A 24,002-nucleotide genomic window follows, 5' to 3' on the forward strand; every position below is an offset into this window, starting at 1 on the left:
TCAGGCAGCTTTCCTTGCTTGAAAGGAATGCAGACTGCCCGCAATCACGCGCCGAAATGACCGCCAATCACTCCATCCTCGTCATCGACAATTACGATAGCTTCACCTTCAACCTCGTCCACTATCTTATGGAACTGGGTGCGGAGGTCGAAGTGGTGCGCAACGATGCGGTGACGGCTGCCGAGGCTCTCCAGCGTGACGCGGCGGGCTACCTCATTTCGCCCGGCCCGTGCACGCCGAACGAGGCTGGCGTCAGCCTCGATCTCGTTGCCGCTTGCGCCGAGGCGGGAAAACCCTTGCTGGGCGTGTGCCTCGGTCATCAGTCGATCGGTCAGCATTTCGGTGGCAGCGTAGTTCGCGGTGGCCTCATGCACGGCAAAACCAGTGCACTGACGCATGATGGGTCTGGTGTCTTCGCAGGACTGCCTTCCCCTTACACAGCAACGCGCTATCATTCATTGGTGGTCGAGGAGATTCCCGATTGCCTGGTAGTCAACGCCACGAGCGAGACACCCGGACTCGACGGTTCCAGCGTGATGGGCTTTCGCCACCGCACGCTACCTATCCACGGCGTCCAGTTTCATCCCGAAAGCATAGCCACAGAACATGGCCACGCATTGCTCGCCAACTTCCTTGCCATGTGCGGGATCGACACCAAGGTGCGCGTATGAAAAATCTTCCCTCAGCTACGACGCATCTTAACGAGACCGAAGCGCACGAAGTGTTCGGGTGGATTCTCGATGGTGAGATCGACGATGAATCTATTGGTCGCTTTCTGGCCGAGATGTCAGCGCGTAGCGAAACGTCCGAAGAGATCGCCGGGGCGGCGCGTGCCCTTCGCGAGCGTCTGATCCCGATCGATGCGCCTGACGGTACAGTCGACTGTTGCGGGACCGGGGGAGACGGGCATCACACCCTCAACGTATCGACAGCAGTAAGCCTTCTGGTCGCGTCCTGCGGCGTGCCGGTGGCAAAGCATGGCAATCGTGCAGCAAGCTCCAAGTCGGGAGCCGCCGATACGCTGGAGGCGCTCGGCCTTGACATGGAAGCTGCAGGAAGAACCGCAGAAAAGACTCTGAATGAACTGGGAATTTGTTTCCTCTTCGCCAAGAATCATCACCCGGCGATGGGCCGCATCCAGCCAATCCGCCAGAAACTGGGTGTACGCACGATATTCAACCTGATGGGCCCCCTGTCCAATCCGGCAGGTGTGAAGCGACAACTGATCGGTATTGCACGGCCGGCCTATGTCCCGATCTATGCCGCAGCCAAGGCGAGGCTTGGGACCGAGCGCACCTTCATCGCTTCAGGTGACGAGGGCCTTGATGAGCTCAGCCTCGCGGGCGGTAACGAATTGGCCGATGTGAAAGGCAATGATTTCGAAATGCGCCGGGTCGTCGCGGTGCAGGCGAACCTGCCGCACGCCCCCGTCGAAGCGATCCGTGGAGGCGATCCTCAGCATAATGCCAAGGCGCTGGAAGCATTGCTGATGGGCGCACCAGGGCCCTACCGAGATGCAGTACTCTTCAACGCCGCCGCCACGTTAATCGTCGCGGGGAAAACTACCGATTGGACAGAAGGTGCAGAGATGGCCGGCGAGGCAATCGATTCTGGCCGGGCCAAGCAACTGATGGCCGACTGGATCGAACTCGCGCAATGAACAAGCTCGCGGAGATCTGTGCAACCAAGCGCGATGAAGTGGCTGTCCGCAAGGCAGAGCGGAGCCTTGCCGATCTGGATGCCCTCGCTCGGGAACAAGGTGAGCCGCGCGGTTTCTTGCGATCTCTGGAAGCGGCGCAGGACAGCGGCTTTGGATTGATTGCCGAGATCAAGAAGGCCAGTCCGTCGAAGGGGCTGATACGTGCCGATTTTCACCCTGCCGATCATGCGCGGGCTTACGAGGCCGGCGGTGCCGCCTGCCTTTCGGTCCTGACCGACGCGCCCTATTTCCAGGGACACGAGGATTACCTGGTCGCCGCTCGCGAAGCATGCTCATTGCCGGTTTTACGCAAGGATTTCATGGTCGATCCCTGGCAAGTGGCAGAGGCACGGGCGATCGGCGCCGACGCTATCCTGATTATCGTTGCCGCACTCGAAGATGCGCAGATGATCGAGATCGAGGCGGCTGCGATTGATCGGGGGATGGACGTTCTTGTCGAAGTCCATGATGCCATTGAGATGGAACGCGCGGCTGGATTGAAGTCACGGCTTCTTGGAGTGAACAATCGTAATCTCAAGACGTTCGAGACTGATCTTCGCATCACGGAAGAACTTTCCTCCCGTGCACCAGCAGGCACCCTTCTTGTCGGCGAAAGCGGGATCGACACCCATCGGGACTGCCAGCGTCTTGCGCGATCCGGCGTCCGCAGCTTTCTCGTCGGCGAGAGCCTCATGCGGCAGGGCGATGTAGAGGCTGCGACGCGGGCGCTATTGCAGGGTTAGACTGTCCTACCAGTTGAGAAAATGGCATGAGGCTAAAAATGTCTCACCCCTACCCAACCCCATCTGCCCGAGCGGCTGACCTGGCAATGGGTCGATTTTTCTCGTCAGGACTGTGGTCCATGTCGTCCACCCGGTTCAGGATCCCAAGGCTTCAAAATGAATAGGCTGACTCATCTCGACGAGGCCGGAGCAGCTCGCATGGTCGATGTCAGCGGAAAATCCGAGACCGATCGGAGCGCAACCGCCGAGGGGAGAATTCGGATGAAGCCGGAAGCTCTGGAAGCTATCATGGCGGGCACCGGAGCCAAGGGTGAAGCTTTGGCGACTGCCCGGATTGCGGGCATAATGGCGGCCAAACGTACAGGGGAGCTCATACCCCTTTGCCATCCCCTGGGACTTGAAAGCATTAAGATCGACTTCACACCGGAAGCAGAAGCTATCCGGGTGACGGCGGTGGCTGGCCTGACCGGCAAGACAGGTGTCGAGATGGAAGCGATGACCGCCGTCAGCGTCGCGCTCCTCACGCTCTACGACATGGGTAAGGCTCTCGATCGCGCCATGGTTATCGAGGGAATCCGTCTCCTTGAGAAGACAGGCGGCAAGTCCGGCGCCTGGCGAGCGGCGGACTGAAACGGGAACGCTTGTTCTCTATTGACGGGTTCTGAAACCGCGGGAATGCTTGACTTGCTGAAATCGGTTGCCTAATTGTTCCACATTCGTTCACAGCTTTGTGAACAGGAACATAGGGAGTTACCCGATGCTGACCGCCAAGCAGCACGAATTGATTCGCTTCATCCAGCAGAAGCTCGAAGATACTGGCATTTCGCCTTCTTTCGAAGAGATGAAGGAAGCGCTCGACCTGAAAAGCAAGTCCGGCGTTCATCGACTGATCTCGGCTCTGGAAGAACGTGGCTTTATCCGTCGCCTGCCCAATCGGGCCCGTGCGCTCGAGGTGATTAAACTACCGGAAGATTCGGTCACCGGCTCTTCGCGTTCTGTTGCGGCTCCCACATCGGCAAACGATTCCGTAATTGCCGCGCATACGGCCAAACCGGTCGCTGTAGCACCAGCGAACGATATTATCGACGTGCCTCTCCATGGCCGTATTGCCGCCGGTGCTCCGATCGAGGCAATCGAAGGCCAGTCGTCCATGCCGGTTCCCGCAGCTCTCCTGGGACCGGGGGATCACTATGCGCTCGAAGTCAGCGGAGACTCGATGATCGAAGCAGGCATTTTCGATGGCGATTTTGCACTGGTCAAGCGCACTGAAACTGCACGCGATGGCGAGATTGTAGTTGCTCTTGTCGACAACCAGGAAGCAACGCTCAAATACCTGCGCAAGGAAGGCGCGATGATCAGGCTTGATCCGGCCAATGGCGCTTACGAGCCACAGCTCTATGAAGCCGATCGCGTTCAGGTTCAGGGTAAGCTCGCAGGATTGCTGCGTCGATATCACTGAACCGAGGGACGGCGTCCGTTTAAATCCGGGCGCCTCTTTCACCGGCGCTCGGGTGCTTGCCACCAGCCATGCATTCCTTGATGTGCGGCGACCGTCTCGATCCTCCGGTCTTCCAAATATATCGTGGTCCCCCCTTGCGCATCGAGATAGCGGCCGTCGGCCTTTAGCCATCGAGGGCGGCAGCTACGGGGCAGCCAACGATCCGCGATCACAATGTCGGAGCGTTCACACGCGGCAGCGAGAGCGCGCTCGTCGATCCGTTCGCGGCTGCGTGCAACCAGCAGATGCCAGACTTTGTCGGAGCGGCGCATAGGGATGCTGCAAAAGTCGGAACTACATCGCGCGCCCGGCCAATCGGCCATCGACCGAGGCAGCGCTTCGGCACCCGCCAGTTCGACGAGATTCTCCTGCGCGTAGGAGCCGGGCTTATTCCGGAGCACATACAGACTTCCGGCAGGATCGACAAAGCCGACATCCGCGCCGTCCCGCGCGATCAGCAGATCGGGGGCCGATGCCTGGCTAAGCAGTGCTGCCCCAAGCAGGGCAGGCGCAAGGCCCCATAACCGCCCCCTTCCTTTCCACAGGGCAAGCCATAGTCCGCCGGCAACGAAGAGGAGAACATTGAGAATACCGATATGAGGCATCAGCTTCACCGCGCCTGGCTGAGCCGCTGTCGTCCGGGCGATGGCAAGAAGCAGGTCGAGCGACTTGCCGACCAACCACCAGAATGGCGAACCCAGACCCACCAGGTCGAAGCACAGTGCGATTGCGATAAGCGGCATAGAGACAAATGTGACCAACGGGATCGCGATCACATTGGCAAAGGCCCCGTAAATGCCTGCACGGTGAAAATGAAAGAGCACGATGGGTGTGAGCGCAATTTCGATAACGAGACCAGTGATGAACAGCATCAGCACCCGGCGGCCGAGCCACCTGCCCCATTGCTCCTCGCGCGGGGCGAGGAATTCTCGCACCGGACTGGAATTGTGGAGCGCCACTATCGAGATGACTGCGGCGAAGCTCATCTGGAAGCTCGGCCCTACCAGGGTTTCTGGCCACAGCAAAAGAACCACGCCCGCAGCGACCGCCACCATCCGCATGGAAAGAGGCTGGCGCCCAAGTGCCAGCGCAATCAAGACCAGCACGGCGCCGACACAACTGCGAACGGTCGGGACCTGCGCTCCTGTCAGCAATGTATAACCGATGCCCGCACCGGCCCCAATGGCGGCCGCCACCAAAGGCAGACGGACCCTCAGCGTCAGCCAAGGCCATAATGCAAGCAGCTTCAAGGCTAGAACGTATGCAGCGGCGATAACTGCGCTGACGTGTAGACCGCTGATCGACAGGAGATGCGTCAATCCGGAGTCGCGCATAGCGATTTCGTCAGCTTCGCTGATGGCCCCGCGGTCCCCGCTGGCAAAAGCGGCCGCGATGCTGCCAGCAGATCCGCCCACATTTTCGCGAACATGCGCTGACAACCATCGCTGCACTCTTGCTATTTCGCCATCACCTCCACGTGGCGGTTCTACCAGCTCGATCTCGCCCACCAGAGAACCGGTGGCAGCATAGCCTTCGAACCAGGCGCTACGCGCAAAGTCGTAGGCGCCTGGCAGCAGCGGAGGGGACGGCGGCATCAGGCGTGCCCGTAATCGTACCCGCGCACCTTCGTTGAAGGTGATCGAGTCGTCTTTTTCGGGTACGTTGACCCGCACCTTGATAGTTCGTCCGGCTTCGGGATCGCGGGTCGCCAGAACCAGCCTGATGCGATCCTCGGCCGGCTGCTCCTGACGCTCGAGAATGCGGCCATCGATCTTTATCATCGTGGGATGTGGAAGTGGCGTGGCCCCCACGACCTCAGATCGCGCCCAGATAACTACCAGGCCGACTGCAAAAGCCAGACCTATTCCTGTACCCGCAAGCCTTAGGTGAGCGCGACCCTCTTCACCTTTCCAGAGAGATTGAACTGAAAGAGATAGCAGAGCGGCTAGTGCAATCGCGCCAATCCATTGCCAAGGGTTTGCTAGGAGAAACCAGCTTCCAATTCCCGCAGCAAAGGCAACGATCAGCCAAGGCCCTCGATCGAAGCCGGAGGCCGCCAAAGATCCCTCGATCCACTCCGCAAATCTGGACATTGCGTCGCGCATACGCCAAGGGCGCTGCACTGCAGCATCGGCGGTGATATCCGCATCGCCAAGCGGAACCAGCGGCGTCCCCTGCGTCGCCATGCAAATACCTGAAAGGAAAGATGAAGGAATGGCAAGCGAAACCGGCAAACAGGTCGTAACACGGTTCGCTCCGTCACCAACCGGCTTCCTTCACATCGGCGGGGCGCGCACTGCGTTGTTCAACTGGCTTTACGCGCGTCATCATGGCGGCAAGGTTCTGCTGCGCATCGAAGATACCGACCGTAAGCGCAGCACACAGGACGCGATCGACAAGATCATCGAAGGACTCGATTGGCTTGGTCTCGATTTCGACGAGCCACCGGTTTTCCAGTCCGACCGTGCCGAGCGGCACGCCGAGGTAGCCAGGCAGCTCCTTGACGCAGGCCACGCGTACAAATGTTACGCCTCCCCCGAGGAACTCGAAGATATGCGTGCGCAACAACGCGCGAATAAACAGCCGATGCGTTATGACCGGCGTTGGCGCGACCGTGATGAAAGTGAAGCACCTCAGGGTGCTCCTTACGTCATACGCCTAAAGGTTCCCACCGAGGGCGAGACCGTCATTCACGACAAGGTCCAGGGCAAGGTGACCGTCAAAAACGCTGAAATCGACGACTATGTCCTTCTTCGGGCTGACGGTACGCCCACCTATATGCTCGCAGTAGTTGTCGATGATCACGATATGGGTGTCACCCATATCATTCGAGGTGACGATCATCTCAATAACGCTTTCCGCCAACTCCCCATTATTCGCGCGATGAACGAGATCGAAGGCGGATGGCCCGATCCAGTCTATGCCCATGTGCCGCTGATACACGGTGCCGATGGGGCGAAGCTATCCAAACGCCATGGCGCAGTGGGCGTCGAAGCCTATCGCGACGAAGAAGGCGTACTGCCCGAAGCGCTCTTCAACTACCTTCTACGCCTTGGTTGGGGTCACGGCGATCGTGAAGAAATCACTCGCGAAGAAGCTATCGAACTTTTCGACCTGGACGGTGTTGGAAAAAGCCCTTCCCGCTTCGACATAAAGAAGCTGCAAAATCTCAATAGTCATTATATCCGCGAGGCCGACGATGCACGGCTTGCATCATTGGTGGCGGGGAAACTTGGCGATACAGCCGAAGTTGCATTGCTTACCAAGGCCATGCCGGTTCTTAAAACACGCGCTAGAACCGTCAATGAACTAGTTGAAGGCGCGGCATTTCTTTTCAAGAGCCGGCCCTTGGAAATGACGGAGAAAGCCGCGGCGCTGCTCGATGACGAAGGTCGCGCGCGACTGGCTGGCCTGTCCGTTCGGCTCGCGAAGGAAAATCACTGGACAATCGAGGCACTCGAAGCCACTACGAAATCGTATGCCGAGGAGCTCGATCTGGGTCTTGGCAAGCTGGCGCAGCCCATGCGGGCGGCGCTGACGGGCACGACAACGTCGCCCGGAATTTTCGACGTACTGGTCCTGTTGGGCAAGGAAGAGTCGCTGGCGCGGATCGATGCGCAGGCCTCGCTCGCAGGCTAAGAATAAGACGAACCAAGGAGACACGCGTGGCCGACAAGCAGGCAACTCTCAATATCGGCGAACAAGTCCAGGACTTTCCTGTTTTGGAAGGAAGCGTCGGACCGGACGTCATCGATATCCGCAAACTGTACGGTACGACCGGCAAGTTCACGTATGATCCCGGCTACAAATCGACTGCCAGCTGTGAAAGTGCGCTTACCTATATCGATGGCGAGGAAGGGGTGCTCCTTCACCGCGGCTACCCTATCGGCCAGTTGGCCGAAAAATCCAGCTTTATGGAAGTCGCGTACCTACTGCTCAATGGCGAGCTGCCGCAGCAGGCCGAACTGGACGAATTCGACTATACGATCACTCGGCACACGATGCTGCATGACCAGCTGCGTCAGTTTTACCAAGGTTTTCGCAGAGACGCGCACCCCATGGCGATCATGTGCGGCGTAGTCGGTGCTTTGTCGGCTTTTTATCATGACAGCACCGACATTTCCGATCCCGAACACCGGAAGATCAGCAGCCACCGGCTGATCGCCAAGATGCCGACAATTGCGGCATGGGCCTACAAATATTCCATTGGCCAGCCTTTCATGCAGCCGGACAATAATCTCAGCTACACTGGCAATTTCCTGCGTATGACCTTTGGCGTCCCTGCAGAAGAATATGAGATTCACCCCGCGATCGAACGCGCGATGGATCGGATATTCATCCTTCATGCAGACCACGAACAGAACGCATCGACCTCGACCGTTCGCTTGGCGGGCTCTTCAGGCGCGAATCCTTTCGCCTGCATTGCTGCAGGCATCGCTTGTCTTTGGGGCCCGGCGCATGGCGGCGCGAACGAAGCGGCTCTGAATATGCTGCAGGAAATCGGATCGCCCGACAGGATCCCGCATTATATCGAGCGCGCCAAGGACAAGAACGACCCGTTCCGCCTGATGGGTTTCGGCCATCGTGTCTATAAGAACTACGATCCTCGGGCCACGGTGATGCAGCAGACTCTGCGTGAAGTCTTCGATGCGCTGAACGTGAACGACCCGGTATTCGAAACGGCACTCCAGCTTGAAGAGATCGCGCTCAACGACGATTACTTCAAGGAAAAGAAGCTCTTCCCGAACGTGGACTTCTATTCAGGCATCATCCTGAATTCGATCGGCTTCCCAACCACCATGTTCACCGCACTTTTCGCCCTCGCCCGTACCGTGGGCTGGGTTGCGCAGTGGAACGAGATGATCTCCGATCCCGGCCAGGTCATCGGTCGTCCGCGCCAGCTTTATACCGGTCCAACTCAGCGCGATTACGTAGCCATCGACCAACGCTGATGTTTCGCTTTACCCTCATGGTCTTCGGAATGGCATTTATGCTTTCCGGAGGCCTTTGGGCGTTGCAAGGATTGGGTATCGTCAGGTGGCCGAGCGACAGTTTCATGCTCGCCGAACGTAGTTGGGCTATCTATGGCGGCCTAACCTTCCTGCTGGGTGGCTTCCTGTTTTGGCGCGGTTCCCGAACGGCAGGCTAAATTGGCGAATAGTCCGGCCTAACTGTCGGCGAGTGGAACCGACAATGTGAAACGTGCCCCCTGCCCTGGCGCACTTTCTACCGTCAGGTCCCCGCCCATTGCCCTTGCAATTCGCCGCGAGATATAAAGGCCCAGACCCGATCCGCCATCTTCGCCACGACCGAGCCGTTCGAATTTTTCGAATACCTTTTCCTGTTGCTGCTCATCAAGGCCGTGGCCTTGGTCTGCAACAGTGATCATTGCTCGATTGCCGATTGAATCGAGACGGACCCAGATACGACTTTCCTTCGGCGAATATCGAATAGCGTTCCCTATCAGATTGAGCAGGACCTGTAGGACACGCCGAAACTCGGCAGTTGCCAACTGGCTTTCCCCTTCAGCCGGGGGATCGAGCATTATGCCGCGCTCCTTGGCCCGTACACCAAGGATTCCGCAGGCGCGACGCGCTACATCGCCAAGATCGATCCGGTCAGGTGCCGTTGCGAAATCCTCGGCCTCGACCACCTCCAGATCGGACAGGTCATCGATCAGCGCCAACAGGTGTTGGCCCGCACTGGCGATATCTGCTGCATAATCGCTGTATTCTTCCCTCAACGGGCCGGCGAGCCTGGTACGGATTGTTTCGGCATTGGCGATGATGCGATTGATCGGTTGTCGCAAAACCGGTGTCAAATCCCTCCCCAGAGAAGGCGTCGTCCCGTTTCCGCTGTCATTGTCGCTTGCAAGAGGCAGTGACGCACTGAGATGCAAAACGAAGCCTGCACTCCCGGGTTCTGGCTGGCCGAGAGGTTCGAGACATGCGGTCCAGTCGCGATCGGAGCCTGCAATCCGGCAAGTGGTTCCGTCCAGTAACCGCCAATGAACAGGTTGCTCGTGAACTTGAGTAGGCAGGATTACGAACTCGGTCCATGGGCGACCAGCGCCCTCACCCACGACTTTTGCAAATTCTACGAGGTCAGGCGCATCCGTTTCAATCGAGTACACGCGCTGAGAAGGGTCGAGGCGCATGGTGCATTCTGCCAGATGACGATGGATTTCTGTGCGGCGAAGCGAGGCTTCTGCCTCACTCTCCGGCGCAATTTCGTCTATATGCCAACTGGCTACAGCAATTTCGCACCCTTCCGCATCCCCCATGGGTGCTATGTCGACCCAAGCGGAAATTCGTTGCCGCCCATCGACGGCACGGAACTGGCGTGACAAGCGAAAGCCGTATTCCCGGGCTTTGCCTACCAAGGCGAGTAATTCCGGAATCGCTAACGTGCTGCCGACTTCACCACCGCAGTCACGATTCAGGACCGCAAGTGGTCCGTCGGCTTCCAGCAGTCGGTCCGCGGCATCGGTTTTACCCCGCGCGATGTAACGGGCCCCGACGTTAGTCATGACCGCCGTCCGAGCGCGTGAGCAGCATCAAGCAACATCCCACGTGCCTTGTCCTCGTCGATCTGCTCCAAACCGGCCAATGGGGCCGCCCCTGGGTGCAGGCGTAACAGGATTTCATCTATGCGCCGAGGTTCGAGTCCTGCCGCGCGCAGGCTCAACCCAAGGCGAACGGTCTGGCGCGCATGGCTCGACAGGATGGCCATTTCACGACTTTGTCCGGAATATATCGCCAGTGCGGTAAAAAACAGTCCGGCTCCCGCATCTTCCAGAGACAACGCAATCCTACCATCCGTACGGGCAAGCAGGCGCTCGAAAAGCGCAAGACGGGACGCACTCTCATCGAAGGAGTGACGCAATTTGGCTTCGGCTCGGTCGACCGAATCCCCACGCGCTTCGCCGCAATAGTTTCTCCATGCCAAGAGTAATTCGTGAAGCAGTTCGCCAGGCAGTTCGCCAAGGGAAAGTTCCATGCGCCGCTGCCCCTGGGCACAACGTGCCTGCGCGGCGAGTGCCGCCATGGCCACGCTCGATATCGCGGGATCGGGATCGGCTATCAATTGCTGCATCAGAGGTGAGAGCACCGGGTCAAGCCCCGAATCCGCTTCCAACCGATCCGTCAGCTGCCACTCCACCGCAAGCGCATGACAATGAGAGAGTAGCGGCTTGCATGCCTGAAAATGCTCCGCCAACGCTTCGCCATGCCGATCAGCGAAGGATTCACGACTTTGTTTACCGGTAGCCTCGGCTTGGATCCGGAGAACCTGGCGCGCGAGATCCGCAAGCATGCCGCGCACGCGCGCAACGATCTCGTCGCTAAACAGTGAATGGTCCGGAGCAGAGAGAAGGTGGCCGAGGATCGGCCCTATCCCTGCCAGCATGGAATCGCCCCGCGCCAATGCGGCGCTCAGATCGCTGTCCGACGAACGTTCGGTCTTATCCATGACGGGAACCCGTTCCATCACATACACGTAGCCCCGCAGTGGTTAATTCGCCGTTAGTCGTCACGAAAGGGCCTGAAGAAACGTGTCGCCAAGACAAGCAAGGCAATGGCTGCTGCCATCTCCGTCGAAAAGCCTGCAAAAGCCGCAGGAGCAATTAGTATCCCGAGCAATATTCGGTCCGCGTAAGTTGCTCGCCAAGGCTCGCTGGCGTGTCGTTCACCGAGCCGGAGCAGACCAATCAAGACCAGCGGAACGAAACCGCGCAGAAAACCGAGTTCTTCTGGAGCTGACAGAACCAGAAGCATGATGAATAACGGATCGATGAGGTAATCGACCGTCTTCCGCAGCAGATTAGGCTTACTTTTCGGACGACCGCGCGTCGCAATCCGCTCTACCACTCCGCCCATATGTGCGAACAATGCCGCAGCTGAGGTGAGGCCTATAGCGATGGCGGGATATCCGACGATGCCCAGGACAGTCGCGGCGAGCATGCAGGTGCCGGCGGCGATTACAGGTATCGGCTCTGCTGAACGACCGACTATATCCCGCGTGAGGCGAGCTCCTGCCCGTTCGGCAACGGCAAGGCCAGGTGCGCGGAATGCTATTCGCCTACGCTGTGAATCGATCCATCGCTTTTCACGCAAATCCAAAGCGGCCCTGTCGGCGTTGAGATGCCAACTGCCCTCAGTCAGTAAATTGCGATCCAGAGGTATGACCTGGCCACCTGTTTGCAGGGCAAGGCGCATCAACGCGCTCGGCAAATCTATATCGTCTGGCAGATCGGAAAGCTTTTCGACCAAGTAGCCGGGAATGAGCATTGTACCCGCCCAGGCAAATCCAAGATCTATTCTTTCATAACCGAGCGGCACGGCGATATCGGCGGGAAAAGCGAGAATACCCTTCTTTGAAAGTGCAGTCTTTACCGTCTCATCGTCAGGCAGAATTCCAGTGTCGATAACAAGCAGTTCGTCATCGGCCGTTACCATTCCAGCGAGACGTGAGGGCTGGCGAATGGCGCGGAATTTCAGCTCGGCACATTCCGCACGATGTTGGAGTTCGACGATCTCCCGCTCTACAGCGTCCACAAGGCAAACTACTCTCTCACACCCCATCAAGAGAGCCAGATCGAGCTGCCTTTCGACCACCATCGCCCCTGCGAAATTCGCAAAGGCAGGCCTTGGTGAACCGGGGCGCGGATCCCTGTCCAGCGTTGACAGCAAGGCTATGCGCATAGTCAGTCCTTCTGGTGCGACGCGATGGAAACCATAGGGTCCGGGCCGCTAACCTGCCAAGCACACAAGTGCAAATGCCCACCGAGACGACGCTGAATGGCAACGTGATCGTGGACGACCAAACGAATAAGAATTCGGGACAATCCGCCGGTCTCGAAGGTTAATGAGGGTTCCTGGTAACGAAGGATATGCTACATATGCAGCATGTCAAAGCGCTCCCACATTTCAGTCGTCGACGGCGAAAACAACGATTTCGACACTCCCCAAGCGACCGGGATCTCCGATGAACCAATTGTTGAGGATCCACAGCAGGACATTGGCGATGCCGGCGATGAATGGGTCGAGGATGACGTAACGCCAAGGGATCGGAACTGGATCAGTCCTTCGCTTGCCGCGCTCGCTATCGCAGGCTGGACGGTTTTCTATTGCTGGGCAAACTGGTCTGATATCATTGTCGGTGGGACTGCACGGCAATGGGTATCGTGGATCATCGAGTGGTCGGTTCCGACGCTTCTCATAGTCGCGTTGCTGATGCTCGTGACGCGCAACTCCACGCGCGAAGCCTTTCGCTATGGCAAGGTCGCACGCAGCCTGTCGGAAGAATCGGCATTGCTGGAAAGCCGCCTTGTGGTCATCAACCGCGAACTCAGCCTGGCGCGCGAGTTTCTCGCCAATCAATCACGCGATCTCGAGTATCTTGGGCGTAGTGCTTCGGAACGGATTTCCGAGCATGCCGAAAATCTCCAAGGGCTTATTCGCAACAACGGTGAACAGGTCGAGGCTATTCACGGCGCAAGTGCCGCTGCGCTTGAGAACATGGAGAAACTGCGGGACAACTTACCGGTCATTGCCAATTCCACGCGGGATGTATCCAATCGGATTGGTGGTGCTGGCCGTGTGGCTCAGGAACAGCTTGCTGCACTCGTTGGCGGTTTCGAGCGGCTGAACCAGTTCGGAGAGGCAAGTGAGCGCCAGGTCGGCTCCTTGCGCAAACGAGTCGATGAGGCCTTGGCTGCCTTCACGGATCAGGCCAACGAACTTGAAACGATCACCGCAGAACGGTTTGCCTCACTGGCAGAAGGCAGTGAAGCCGTTCGAAAGGATCTGCAGACCCATGAAATCGAAGCTCTTTCTTCGCTGCGTGCACGTAGCATCGCGCTACGAAGCGAACTGGCCGAAGCCCACGCTGTAGCGAGCGAGGAAGAGGAACAGGCCCTCGCCGCCATGCGCGCAAGGATCCAGGCGTTACGGGATGAAGCGGCAGAAGTGGCGCGCGGCGTTCGAGATGGTGAGGACGCCGCTATGAGTGCCTGGGGAAATCAGATTGAGGCGATGCAAGTACGACTCCAAAACGCTGTAGCGGAGATCAAGCAGATCGACGAGAGCGTCCTGGAAGCGGCAAATGCGAAGCTCAAGGCATTGTTTGACGAGGTAGCAAGTATCGATTCTCGTATTTCCGAGAGCAACCGACTCTTCGAGGTGGAGACACTCCGCCGGACCGAAAAACTCTCGGCAGCTCAGGACGGGATTGCTGCGACACTCGAAGATCGCATGGCAGCACTCGATAATGCGATATCGGAGCGACGCCAGCTGCAGAGAGAACAGATTGCAGCGTTGGTTGAGGATGGCGAAGCGCTCGGCGAACGTATCGATGCGCTTGGAGCGACTTTCAATACCATCGCGGCACAGGGTCATGAAGCTCGGGAAGTTCTCGCTGGCGGGATCGATGCGCTGGTTGGCCAGCTCCGCAGCAGTCGTGAAGCGCTGGACGGAACCGATCAGGAAATCGTCCGCCTTACGGATGCAAGTGTGCGTCTTCTCGAGCTGATCCAGGCGAGCGCGAAGCAAAGCGCGGAAAACTTGCCGAAGGCTATGGAAGCTTCCGAAGCGCGGTTGGCCGAGATAGAGCATCGGGCAAGCGGGATCCAATCGCTACTGGACCAAGCCCGCGTGACAGGCGAGACCCTCGGCGAGGGCATGGCCGTGATCGAGCAACGGACCCGCTCAGCAATGGAGGGATTCGACACCTTCCACCAGGATTTCGATGGCACTTCGGAGCGCCAGATCGAAAACGTCGAACGTTTGCGGTCCAGCCTCTCTGCGCTGGCTAGCGACAGCAGTGAATTTGCAGATCAGGTTCAGGGCGAATTGCGACAAGCTATCGCCAGTCTCGAGGAAAAGGCCAAAACCGCACTGGCTGCTATCGAGGACGAACAGGCAGGCCGGATAAATCGCATTGCCGATACGATAGGTTCCCGTAGCGCTGACCGGATTGAAAGGGCGTTGGCAGAGCGCACGGAAAGTGCGCTGGCCGAGCTCGATGAAGCTCGTGATCGTTCCAACCTGGCTACGCGCGAGATGACCCAGCATCTTCGCGAGCAACTGGGCCGCCTGAATGAGCTTACCGTCAATCTTGAATCGCGGATCGCCAGTGCCCGAGAGAGGGCCACCGATACGATCGACGGCGATTTCGCTCGCCGGGTTGCGCTCATTACGGAAAGTCTAAATTCCAGTTCCATCGATATCGCAAAGGTGCTTTCCAGCGAGGTAACCGATACAGCCTGGGCCAGCTATCTCCGCGGCGACCGCGGGATTTTCACACGGCGCGCCGTCCGCCTGCTGGATAATTCGGAAGCGCGCGAGATCGCGGAAATGTATGATAACGACAATGATTTCCGCGAACACGTGAACCGCTACATCCACGATTTCGAAGCGATGCTGCGCACGATGCTTTCAACGCGAGACGGTAACGCGGTGAGCGTGACGCTGCTTTCGAGCGATATGGGAAAACTCTATGTGGCGCTTGCGCAGGCGCTTGAGCGGTTGAGGCAGTAAGTCACCCGGCGGTGGGACCCCAGAAGATCAGGTCTTCAGCTCTTATCCAGCCAAAGGCATAGTTGAGCACATAGAGTGTGGTCAGCAGGACCGCGAGGCCGGTTGCGCGCTTCGCAAGAAGTCCGGGCCGGAAATTGGCAGGTGCGCTTTCAGCCTGACCGGGAACTTTGGCGATCCCGGCTTCATCGTGCGTCTCGACCCCGAACGGAAGCAGGACGAACGCGCTGACGACCCAGAACAGCGCGTAGATCGCTAGTATGGAGGTCCATTCCATCGGAAGCTCCATGATTATCAATCCAGTCCCTGCGTTGGCAGCAATACACGGACTTGCGGCCGCTTACCGGACCAGCGCTGGGCAGCCCGGCGCGCCGCGAGACGGGCTGCTTCATGAATGCTATCTCGCGACCTGCGCTCAGCCCCCTTCAATTTTCCAATAGCGTTGCGGATATCTTGAATCGCTTCGGTTACGAAGTCCTCGTAATCCTCGTCCAATGGCAAGCCCAGACTGTCGATCAAAGGATTCAGCTTGTCGTCAAGCGCTACGATCACGACACCCTCGTTCATGATCCGGCGACGCATGACTATGCTGTCGCCGTCTGCGGGTGCGATGATATCGCCGTCCAGAACGAGCCGCCCTGCCCTCACCTCCGCGATCTTGCCTGGCGCACCTGGTGCGAGGCGGACGATATCTCCATTCTGCTGGACCACCGCGTCGGGGATGCCGCTGGCCAGACCGACCCGCGCCTGCTCCTGCATGTGGCGCATCTCCCCATGTACCGGAATCAGGATATCGGGACGCAGCCAGCCATAAAGTGCCTCGAGCTCCGGACGCCCCGGGTGGCCAGAAACATGAATCATACTTTGCCGGTCTGTGACCATGGTCACACCCTTTGCAGCAAGCCGGTTCTGCACCGCGCCGATCGCAAGTTCGTTTCCGGGAATCTGGCGGCTTGAGAACAGGACTACGTCGCCCGGGACCAGTTCGATGGGATGGTTGTCTTCGGAGATACGCGATAGCGCCGCGCGCGGCTCGCCCTGTCCGCCAGTCGCAAGGATCAACACTTCACCGCGGGGCAGTCCCATGGCGGTGTCGAAATCTACCGGCTCGGGAAAGTCGCTGAGATAACCGTTTTCCTGCGCCACATCGATAATGCGATCCAGGGAACGACCGGCAATACAAAGTTGACGCCCCGTTTCCCGAGCGACTTCGCCAAGCGTGTGAAGACGGGCGACGTTGCTGGCGAAAGTCGTCACCAGCACGCGCTTGCCATGATGACGCTGAACCTCTTCCAGCAACCCCTTGAAAACCGCACCTTCGGATCCGCTGGGCGAGGGATTGAAGACATTGGTGCTGTCGCAGACCAGCGCCAGCACGCCCTCGTCACCGATCTCGCTAAGTTCTTGCTCGGTTGTGGGTTCGCCTATGATCGGATCTTCATCGAGCTTCCAGTCGCCGGTGTGAAATATCCGACCGTGCGGTGTGTCGATCAACAACGCGTTACCTTCTGCGATCGAATGGGCAAGCGGGATGTAGGTAACTTCGAACGGTCCGACGCGGAAACTGCCGTGATCCTCTTTGATGATATTAAGTTCGACCTGCCCTTCGAGACCGGCCTCTTCGAGTTTGCGCCGCACCAGTTCTGCGGTGAATGGCGTGGCATATATCGGCACGCCGAGGTCTGACGCGAAATAGGGCACCGCACCGATGTGATCTTCATGCGCGTGGGTCAGCACAATCGCCTCAAGGTCTTTCGCCCGATCCTCGATAAATTCCAGATCGGCGAATACCAGGTCGACTCCCGGATATTGCCCCCCGGAGAATGTCATGCCGAGATCGACCATCAGCCAGCGGCCCTGGCAGCCATAGAGATTCACATTCATGCCGATCTCACCCGAACCGCCAAGGGCAAGAAAAAGGAGTTCGTCTTCAGGGGTGTAATTTTTCTTCAAGAGGTTGCGCGCTCCGCAAGGATGGCTAGGCCGTCGAGTGTAAGATCGCTGTCGACGGCGTCGAAAAGGTCGGTATGTTCATCGAATAGCAGAGCAAGTCCACCGGTGGCCACGACCCGTGCCGGGCGCCCGATCTCACGCTTCATGCGTTCGACCAGCCCCTCGATCAGCGATACATAACCCCAAAATACGCCAATCAGCATCTGCTCTTCTGTATTGCGGCCAATCACGCTGTCCGATGTGGGTTTATCTATAGCTATGCGCGGCAGCTTCGCAGTGTTGCCCACAAGCGCGTCGAGCGACAGGTTGATACCTGGTGCAATGATACCGCCCTTATAGGCTCCATTGAAATCAACTGCGTCGAAGGTCGTCGCCGTGCCGAAATCCACCACGATCAAATCGCCTTCATACTTCTCATGCGCGGCGAGAGCGTTGAGCGCACGGTCCGCCCCGAGCGAACTGGGCTGTTCAATGTCGAGTTCGAAGCCCCACTCTGCCCCAGCCTGCCCTGCGATGATGGGATCGACGCCGAAATATTTCTGGGACAGTACCGTCAAATTGTGAATCGAGCGCGGGACTACCGAGCCGATGATGATATGTGTCACCTGATCGCGTGCGTAGCCTTCGAGTTTCAGCAACTGAAGTAGCCAGACTGCATATTCATCGCCGGTGCGGCGAGCATCGGTGGCGATGCGCCAGCGAGCCTTCACTTCCCGCCCATCGAACAAGGCGAAGACCACGTTGGTATTTCCGACATCGGCTGCGAGCAACATCGCTCAGCTCTCCTCGTTTGCGAGCATCACATCGCCTGCATGGATGACACGCTCTTCCCCGCCCGCCAAGAGCAGGCGCAGCATGCCGTCCCCGGTCAAGCCTCCGAATGCGCCGATAATCGGTTTCTCGCCGGGCGGATGCACATTGAGCTGTGTACCGCGAGGATGCGCTGCGCTTTCCCAACGGCGAACCAGAGAATCGAGACCAAATGCGCGCCAACGTTCGAGCTCGCGGTCAAAGCTGGTGGCAAGCGAAAGAGCGAATGCATCCCGGTCCGGAGCCGGACCATATGAAGAGAGCGCCACCGTCCGCCTGTCCGGCAAATCCGGGGCTGCGGCGAGATTTACTCCGATACCTACCACAACTGCGTCACCCTCGCGCTCGAGCAGAATACCGGCGAGCTTCGCTCCCGCCAGCATGAGATCGTTGGGCCATTTGAGCGACAGGCCACTAGGGTTGGCTACAAGCGGTACAACCACTTCATATAATGCCACTCCAGCTAGTAACGCGAGGGTTGCTGGCGGCGGGTCGCGATCATGTGGTCGAACCACGGTAGACCCCATGAAATTACCATGTCCGTCGAACCATGCCCGACCCAGACGCCCGCGCCCGGCGGTCTGACGATCGGCGACTAGCCAAGCCCCCTCGGCAACGGCCTCACCGGCACGCAGTGCAGCAGCGAGGTCGGCGTTGGTGCTACCGGTTTCAGGGACCGTGTGGATCAAGCCGCGTAGAACAGCGCCTGCGCTGCCAGATCTGCCAGATTGCCCAACCACGGTGTCAGCAAATAGCCAAGTGGCGAGATCACCAGCACGCTGAGACCCAGAACCACCCAATGCGATACCGGAGCCTTTGCCGGACCAGCAACCTTCGGCTCGTCGAAGAACATCACCTTGACGAACTTGATATAATAGAAAGCGCCGATCACACTGGCGGCGATACCGATAGCCGCCAGAGCTACCATATCTGCCTGTACGGCGGCCTGGAACACGACGAACTTGCCCCAGAAGCCGAACAACGGCGGGATACCGGCCAAGCTGAACATCATTGCAAGGAGACACCATGCCAATGCCGGGCTGGTAGTCGAAAGTCCTGAAATGTCGTCGAAGGTAGCGAGCGCCTTACCATCAGCATCACGCAGCATCAGCAGCGCAACGAAGCTCCCAAGGGTCATGAAGACGTAAATGAAGAGGTAGACCAGCACGGCCGACATACCTTCCGGTGTAGCTGCGGCAAGCCCGATGAGGATAAAGCCCACGTTGTTGATCGATGAATAGGCAAGCAACCGCTTGAGGTTCTGCTGGCCAATCGCGCCCAGAGCACCGACCACGATGGAAGCAAGCGCTGCAAAGATGACGATTTGCTGCCACGCCTCGACCTGACCACCGAAAGGGCCGGTGGCCATGCGGACCAGCATCGCTACGGCTGCCACCTTGGGCGCGCTGGCAAAAAAGGCCGTAACCGGCGTGGGCGCACCTTCGTAAACGTCGGGCGTCCACATATGGAATGGCACGGCAGAAATCTTGAAGGCGAGACCCGCGAGCACGAAAACCACGCCAAACATCGCTCCGGTCGGGAAGTCCGACGAAAACGCTGCCCGGATACCCTCGTAATTGGTGGTACCGGAGAAGCCATAAACCAGGCTTACACCGTAAAGAATGATACCTGATGCCAGTGCGCCCAGGACAAAATACTTGAGACCTGCCTCGCTCGACCGATCATCGCGCCGCGCGAAGCTCGCGAGGACATAAGAAGACAGGCTCGACATCTCGAGACCGATGTAGAGGGTCATCAGGTCGGTAGCTGAAACCATCATGCCCATCCCGACCGCGTTGAACAGCATCAGCACGGGATATTCGCCGCGATATTCGCCACGCGCATCGAAATAGCGCGGAGCGACGATAAGGCAGGCGATGGTCGCGACATAAACGAGGCTCTTGGCGAAAACCGCAAAGCCGTCGGCCAGGAACAGACCGCCAAACGCGCTCCCCGCCACCCCGTCATCGAACAACGAAAAGTTGAAAGACAGAGCGCCGAATAGCGCAGCGACAGCGGCAATGGTAATAGCGCGGGCGGCCTTTTCACCGGTCCATGCTGTAACCAGCAGCAGCACGAGCCCAGCGAGCGACAGACCGATTTCGGCGCCGGTAAGGTATAGAGAGGTAGAGTAGGACATTAGTGCTCTCCCTCCCCTTCATGGCTTGGCTCTACGTAATTTGCCGCCTGCGTGCGAGGCGCGCCTACTTCAAGCGCGCTGTCATAACGTGGAGCTACACTGGCAAGACGGGTTTCAAGAGCGGCAATATCCTGACGCATGGGGGCTAGGAAGCTTTCCGGATAGATGCCCATCCACAGCACGGCGGCCGCGATCGGAGCAAGCATAGCCCATTCTCGGGCGTTTAGATCGGGCATTGCGGCGGCATCGGCGTTCTTCTGCAGGCCGAATGCGACGCGGCGGTAGAGATACAGCATATACCCTGCACCCAGGATAATCCCGGTGGTGCAAACCAGCGTGACAAAGGTCGAGACTTCGTAAATGCCGGCCAGTGCCAGGAACTCGCCGACGAAGTTGCTCGTCCCAGGAAGACCGATCGAGGCCATGGTGAAGAGCAGAAAGAACAGAGCGTATTTAGGCATATTGATGCTGAGGCCGCCATAACGCGCGATCTCACGCGTGTGCAGCCGGTCGTAAATTACACCGACACAAAGGAACAGCGCACCGGAGACAAGGCCGTGTCCCAGCATTACCATCATTGCGCCTTCGAGACCTTGTACGTTGAAGGCGAACAGACCCACCGTCACGATCGCCATGTGGGCGACCGACGAATAGGCGATCAGCTTCTTCATGTCTTCCTGCACCAGCGCGACAAGGGAGGTGTAAATAACCGCCACCATGGACAGGGCGAAGATCACCCACGCCAGGTCAGCACTTGCATCGGGGAACATGGGCAGGCTGAAGCGGATGAAACCATAACCACCGAGTTTCAGCAGGACGCCGGCAAGGATCACGGAACCTGCAGTCGGCGCCTGCACGTGCGCGTCGGGCAACCAGGTGTGTACCGGCCACATCGGCATCTTCACCGCAAAACTGGCAAAGAAGGCAAGCCACAGCCACAGCTGGGCATCGACCGGAAAATCGTACTGCATCAAAGCGGGAATTTCGGTCGTCCCCGCCTCGTTCACCATCCAAAGCATGGCGATCAGCATCAGCACCGAGCCGAGTAGCGTGTAGAGGAAGAACTTATACGAGGCGTAGATCCGGTTATCGCCGCCCCACACGCCGATGATCAGGTACATCGGGATGAGGCCAGCCTCGAAGAAGATGTAGAACAGGAAAAGGTCCTGGGCGGCGAAAACGCCGATCATCAGCACTTCCATCAGCAGAAAGGCTGCCATGTATTCGCCGACGCGCTTGGTAATCGAATCCCAGCTGGCAAGGATGCAGATTGGCATCAGGAAAACACTGAGCATAATCAGCATCAACGCGATGCCGTCGATGCCGAGTGCATACTGGAAGCCTGCGAAGATCTGCGCACGTTCGGTAAACTGCCACTGCGCACCACCGATGTCGTAGTTGAGCCACAGCAGAACACCCAGCGCGAGGTCGATCAACGTCGCTAGCAACGCGGCCATGCGCGCCGTCGAGGCGTTCACAAACAGACAGGCGATGGCCGCAACAAGCGGCACGGCGAGCATGAGCGAGAGGATGGGGAACTCCATCAGAACAGCACCCAGGTGATCGCGGCGACAAGCCCGAGCAGCATCACCAGCGCATAGCTATAAAGATATCCGGTCTGGAAGCGCTTGGCGCCGACCGAGCCCTTTTCGACGACCCAGGCAACGCCATTGGGGCCGAAGCGATCGATCGTGCCGATGTCGCCGAGCTTCCAGAACTGGCGGCCCAGCCAGAAGGCGGGGATCACGAAAAGATAATGGTAGAGCTCGTCGAAATACCACTTGTTGTAAAAGAAGCGGTAAACCGGGCCGAGCTGTTCGGCTGCTTTGCCAGGGATCGAGGTGTCCTTGATGTAAGCAAGCCATGCGGCAAGCAGACCAAGAAGCATCACGACAGTCGCCGTCAGCTTCACCCATGTCGGCACCGCATGGAGGCCGTGGATGAGGTTCTCGTTAAAATAGATGGAACCGGCCCAGAACGCTCCGTTCACAGCACCCGAAGAGCCGTCGATGAAAGCATCCTTGAACACATAACCGGCGAGCACCGCACCAATCGACAGCACACCCAGCGGGATCAGCATTGAGATCGGGCTTTCATGCGGATGATAGCCTGCAGTCCCCGCCTCGTAGTTTGGCGAAGGCACGGCGTGTGTTACGTCCTCGCCAGCATCTTCCTGCTTGGGCGCATTATGCTCGTCCGGCTCGTCATGCCCGTCGTGGACCGCGTGCTGGATATGATGGCTGTCTGCCCAACGCGGCTTGCCCCAGAAGGTAAGGAACATGAGGCGCCAGCTGTAGAAACTGGTCAGCAGCGCGGCGAGCGCTCCCATCCAGAAGGCGAAGTTGCCAAGCTCGGTCCCGCGCGCAAACGCCGCTTCGAGAATGGCGTCTTTCGAATAGAAGCCGGCAAAGCCGAACACGTAGAGGACCCCGACCCCGGTGATCGCCAGCGTACCGGCCATCATCGCCCAGAAGGTTAGCGGAATTTCCTTACGAAGACCGCCATAATAGCGCATGTCCTGCTCGTGGTGCATCGCATGGATTACCGAGCCGGCGCCCAGGAACAGCAGCGCCTTGAAGAAGGCGTGCGTGAACAGGTGGAACATCGCCGCCCCGTATGCGCCCACGCCGGCGGCGAAGAACATGTAACCCAGCTGCGAACAGGTGGAGTAAGCGATGACACGCTTGATGTCCCACTGCGTCGTACCGACGGTTGCGGCGAAAATACAGGTAGCGGCGCCGATGAAGGTCACCATGGCGAGCGCAACCGGCGCGGTCTCGAACATGGGAGACAGACGGCAGACCATGAACACACCTGCGGTAACCATGGTCGCGGCGTGGATCAGCGCGGAGACCGGGGTCGGACCCTCCATCGCGTCGGGGAGCCATGTGTGCAGGCCGAGCTGTGCCGATTTGCCCATCGCGCCGATGAAGAGGAGGATGCAGAGCACATCCATCGTCTGCACCCGGAGACCGAGGAAGCCGATTGTCGCTCCGCTCATTCCCGGCGCGGCAGCGAGGATTTCAGGGATCGAGACGGTCCCGAATACCCAGAAAGTCCCGAATATACCCATCATGAAGCCAAGGTCGCCAACGCGGTTGACTACGAAGGCCTTGATTGCAGCGGCGTTAGCGCTCGGTTTCTTGAACCAGAAACCGATCAGCAAATAGCTGGCGAGACCCACGCCTTCCCAACCGAAGAACATCTGCACGAGGTTATCGGCCGTCACCAGCATCAGCATGGCGAAGGTGAAAAGCGAGAGATAGGCGAAGAACCTGGGCTGGCCCGGGTCTTCCTCCATATAGCCCCAGCTATAGAGGTGGACGAGCGCCGAGACGGTAGTGATGACCACCAGCATTACCGCAGTCAAAGTATCAACCCGTAGCGCCCAGTCGAAGGACAGCGCTCCCGATTGTACCCACGTCAGAACCGGAACGACATCAGCCTCTGCGCTGCCATTTACGAACCCCAGAAAAATCGGCCAGCTCAAGGCGCAGGCGACAAACAGCGAACCGGTCGTGATCGCTTTCGCGAAAACGCTCGGCGCGCCCTTGTTGACGAGACCCGCCACGATCGCGGCGAGCAGCGGCAGAAAGACGATGAGGAGAATGGAGGTCTGCACGGA

20 protein-coding genes are annotated in these 24,002 nt (G+C 58.6%); 9 read left to right on the forward strand and 11 right to left on the reverse strand.

Going from position 1 to position 24,002, the window contains the following annotated elements; translation table 11 throughout:
* The first annotated feature begins 56 nt into the window (after positions 1-56).
* The 5 genes from AC13CE_RS13375 to lexA all read left to right on the forward strand — a co-directional run bounded on the left by AC13CE_RS13375 (position 57) and on the right by lexA (position 3,901).
* The gene (locus AC13CE_RS13375; RefSeq protein ID WP_221539995.1) at positions 57-671 is read left to right on the forward strand and encodes an anthranilate synthase component II; all 615 of its coding nucleotides are present in this window, start codon (positions 57-59) and stop codon (positions 669-671) included.
* Complete coding sequence (gene trpD, locus AC13CE_RS13380; RefSeq protein WP_221539993.1) at positions 668-1,660, forward strand: anthranilate phosphoribosyltransferase; 993 nt, start codon at positions 668-670, stop codon at positions 1,658-1,660. Before AC13CE_RS13375 ends, trpD begins: the two co-directional genes overlap by 4 nt.
* Positions 1,657-2,442: an indole-3-glycerol phosphate synthase TrpC gene (gene trpC / locus AC13CE_RS13385; RefSeq protein ID WP_221539992.1), complete on the forward strand. Its 786-nt coding sequence runs from the start codon at positions 1,657-1,659 to the stop codon at positions 2,440-2,442. The genes trpD and trpC overlap by 4 nt, the downstream gene beginning before the upstream one ends.
* A 156-nt stretch (positions 2,443-2,598) precedes the next feature.
* Complete coding sequence (moaC, locus tag AC13CE_RS13390) at positions 2,599-3,072, forward strand: cyclic pyranopterin monophosphate synthase MoaC (RefSeq protein ID WP_221539990.1); 474 nt, start codon at positions 2,599-2,601, stop codon at positions 3,070-3,072.
* A 127-nt stretch (positions 3,073-3,199) separates the two neighbouring features.
* Complete coding sequence (gene lexA, locus AC13CE_RS13395) at positions 3,200-3,901, forward strand: transcriptional repressor LexA (RefSeq protein WP_482972666.1); 702 nt, start codon at positions 3,200-3,202, stop codon at positions 3,899-3,901.
* A gap of 38 nt (positions 3,902-3,939) precedes the next feature.
* Here the strand turns inward: lexA and AC13CE_RS13400 are convergent, their stop codons facing one another.
* Complete coding sequence (locus tag AC13CE_RS13400; protein WP_482972667.1) at positions 3,940-6,126, reverse strand: ComEC/Rec2 family competence protein; 2,187 nt, start codon at positions 6,124-6,126, stop codon at positions 3,940-3,942.
* A gap of 28 nt (positions 6,127-6,154) precedes the next feature.
* On the opposite strand from AC13CE_RS13400, the gene gltX reads away from it, so the two are divergent.
* Genes gltX through AC13CE_RS13415 form a run of 3 tightly spaced genes read left to right on the forward strand, consistent with a single transcriptional unit; the run spans position 6,155 to position 9,089 of the window.
* Positions 6,155-7,579 (forward strand): glutamate--tRNA ligase, encoded by a 1,425-nt coding sequence (gene gltX / locus AC13CE_RS13405; protein WP_482972668.1) that lies wholly within the window; start codon positions 6,155-6,157, stop codon positions 7,577-7,579.
* Between the two features lie 26 nt (positions 7,580-7,605).
* Positions 7,606-8,892, forward strand: coding sequence for a citrate synthase (locus AC13CE_RS13410; protein ID WP_221539982.1), 1,287 nt, complete (start codon positions 7,606-7,608; stop codon positions 8,890-8,892).
* On the forward strand, positions 8,892-9,089 hold the full coding sequence (locus tag AC13CE_RS13415) for a hypothetical protein (protein WP_482972669.1): 198 nt from the start codon (positions 8,892-8,894) through the stop codon (positions 9,087-9,089). The genes AC13CE_RS13410 and AC13CE_RS13415 overlap by 1 nt, the downstream gene beginning before the upstream one ends.
* Positions 9,090-9,107: 18 nt before the next feature.
* Here the strand turns inward: AC13CE_RS13415 and AC13CE_RS13420 are convergent, their stop codons facing one another.
* The 3 genes from AC13CE_RS13420 to AC13CE_RS13430 are packed head-to-tail and all read right to left on the reverse strand — an operon-like array spanning position 9,108 to position 12,558.
* Positions 9,108-10,469, reverse strand: a complete 1,362-nt coding sequence (locus AC13CE_RS13420) for a sensor histidine kinase (protein ID WP_221539980.1) — start codon at positions 10,467-10,469, stop codon at positions 9,108-9,110.
* Positions 10,466-11,410 carry a hypothetical protein gene (locus AC13CE_RS13425; RefSeq protein ID WP_221539979.1) on the reverse strand — a complete coding sequence of 315 codons (945 nt, stop codon included), beginning with the start codon at positions 11,408-11,410 and terminating at the stop codon, positions 10,466-10,468. The genes AC13CE_RS13420 and AC13CE_RS13425 overlap by 4 nt, the downstream gene beginning before the upstream one ends.
* A gap of 53 nt (positions 11,411-11,463) precedes the next feature.
* Positions 11,464-12,558: a hypothetical protein gene (locus tag AC13CE_RS13430; protein WP_482972670.1), complete on the reverse strand. Its 1,095-nt coding sequence runs from the start codon at positions 12,556-12,558 to the stop codon at positions 11,464-11,466.
* 288 nt (positions 12,559-12,846) lie between these two features.
* Here AC13CE_RS13430 and AC13CE_RS13435 point away from each other — a divergent pair, with 288 nt between their 5' ends.
* On the forward strand, positions 12,847-15,477 hold the full coding sequence (locus AC13CE_RS13435; RefSeq protein ID WP_221539974.1) for a coiled-coil domain-containing protein: 2,631 nt from the start codon (positions 12,847-12,849) through the stop codon (positions 15,475-15,477).
* Between the two features lies 1 nt (position 15,478).
* Here the strand turns inward: AC13CE_RS13435 and AC13CE_RS13440 are convergent, their stop codons facing one another.
* Genes AC13CE_RS13440 through nuoL form a run of 7 tightly spaced genes read right to left on the reverse strand, consistent with a single transcriptional unit; the run spans position 15,479 to position 23,999 of the window.
* The gene (locus AC13CE_RS13440; protein ID WP_221539972.1) at positions 15,479-15,751 is read right to left on the reverse strand and encodes a DUF1467 family protein; all 273 of its coding nucleotides are present in this window, start codon (positions 15,749-15,751) and stop codon (positions 15,479-15,481) included.
* A gap of 17 nt (positions 15,752-15,768) precedes the next feature.
* On the reverse strand, positions 15,769-17,427 hold the full coding sequence (locus tag AC13CE_RS13445) for a ribonuclease J (protein ID WP_221539970.1): 1,659 nt from the start codon (positions 17,425-17,427) through the stop codon (positions 15,769-15,771).
* Positions 17,424-18,200 carry a type III pantothenate kinase gene (locus AC13CE_RS13450; protein WP_221539968.1) on the reverse strand — a complete coding sequence of 259 codons (777 nt, stop codon included), beginning with the start codon at positions 18,198-18,200 and terminating at the stop codon, positions 17,424-17,426. Before AC13CE_RS13450 ends, AC13CE_RS13445 begins: the two co-directional genes overlap by 4 nt.
* A gap of 3 nt (positions 18,201-18,203) precedes the next feature.
* A complete protein-coding gene (locus AC13CE_RS13455) occupies positions 18,204-18,926 on the reverse strand; it encodes a biotin--[acetyl-CoA-carboxylase] ligase (RefSeq protein ID WP_221539966.1) in 723 nt (240 codons plus the stop codon).
* On the reverse strand, positions 18,923-20,377 hold the full coding sequence (nuoN, locus tag AC13CE_RS13460; RefSeq protein WP_221539964.1) for an NADH-quinone oxidoreductase subunit NuoN: 1,455 nt from the start codon (positions 20,375-20,377) through the stop codon (positions 18,923-18,925). Before nuoN ends, AC13CE_RS13455 begins: the two co-directional genes overlap by 4 nt.
* Complete coding sequence (locus tag AC13CE_RS13465; protein WP_221539961.1) at positions 20,377-21,921, reverse strand: NADH-quinone oxidoreductase subunit M; 1,545 nt, start codon at positions 21,919-21,921, stop codon at positions 20,377-20,379. Before AC13CE_RS13465 ends, nuoN begins: the two co-directional genes overlap by 1 nt.
* Positions 21,921-23,999, reverse strand: coding sequence for an NADH-quinone oxidoreductase subunit L (gene nuoL / locus AC13CE_RS13470; RefSeq protein WP_482972671.1), 2,079 nt, complete (start codon positions 23,997-23,999; stop codon positions 21,921-21,923). Before nuoL ends, AC13CE_RS13465 begins: the two co-directional genes overlap by 1 nt.
* Positions 24,000-24,002 lie beyond the last annotated feature (3 nt).

The organism is Qipengyuania sp. B-5 (genome assembly GCF_056857815.1).

Excerpts from the sequence above, each read along its gene's own strand:
- nuoN (WP_221539964.1), bottom strand. The coding sequence starts at position 20,377 with ATGTCCTACTCTACCTCTCTATACCTTACCGGCGCCGAAATCGGTCTG.
- gltX (WP_482972668.1), top strand. The coding sequence starts at position 6,155 with ATGGCAAGCGAAACCGGCAAACAGGTCGTAACACGGTTCGCTCCGTCA.
- lexA (WP_482972666.1), top strand. The coding sequence starts at position 3,200 with ATGCTGACCGCCAAGCAGCACGAATTGATTCGCTTCATCCAGCAGAAG.
- AC13CE_RS13440 (WP_221539972.1), bottom strand. The coding sequence starts at position 15,751 with ATGGAATGGACCTCCATACTAGCGATCTACGCGCTGTTCTGGGTCGTC.
- AC13CE_RS13430 (WP_482972670.1), bottom strand. The coding sequence starts at position 12,558 with ATGGTGGTCGAAAGGCAGCTCGATCTGGCTCTCTTGATGGGGTGTGAG.
- AC13CE_RS13415 (WP_482972669.1), top strand. The coding sequence starts at position 8,892 with ATGTTTCGCTTTACCCTCATGGTCTTCGGAATGGCATTTATGCTTTCC.
- AC13CE_RS13450 (WP_221539968.1), bottom strand. The coding sequence starts at position 18,200 with ATGTTGCTCGCAGCCGATGTCGGAAATACCAACGTGGTCTTCGCCTTG.
- trpD (WP_221539993.1), top strand. The coding sequence starts at position 668 with ATGAAAAATCTTCCCTCAGCTACGACGCATCTTAACGAGACCGAAGCG.
- AC13CE_RS13400 (WP_482972667.1), bottom strand. The coding sequence starts at position 6,126 with ATGGCGACGCAGGGGACGCCGCTGGTTCCGCTTGGCGATGCGGATATC.
- AC13CE_RS13420 (WP_221539980.1), bottom strand. The coding sequence starts at position 10,469 with ATGACTAACGTCGGGGCCCGTTACATCGCGCGGGGTAAAACCGATGCC.
- AC13CE_RS13425 (WP_221539979.1), bottom strand. The coding sequence starts at position 11,410 with ATGGATAAGACCGAACGTTCGTCGGACAGCGATCTGAGCGCCGCATTG.
- AC13CE_RS13375 (WP_221539995.1), top strand. The coding sequence starts at position 57 with ATGACCGCCAATCACTCCATCCTCGTCATCGACAATTACGATAGCTTC.
- AC13CE_RS13435 (WP_221539974.1), top strand. The coding sequence starts at position 12,847 with ATGTCAAAGCGCTCCCACATTTCAGTCGTCGACGGCGAAAACAACGAT.
- trpC (WP_221539992.1), top strand. The coding sequence starts at position 1,657 with ATGAACAAGCTCGCGGAGATCTGTGCAACCAAGCGCGATGAAGTGGCT.
- AC13CE_RS13465 (WP_221539961.1), bottom strand. The coding sequence starts at position 21,921 with ATGGAGTTCCCCATCCTCTCGCTCATGCTCGCCGTGCCGCTTGTTGCG.
- moaC (WP_221539990.1), top strand. The coding sequence starts at position 2,599 with ATGAATAGGCTGACTCATCTCGACGAGGCCGGAGCAGCTCGCATGGTC.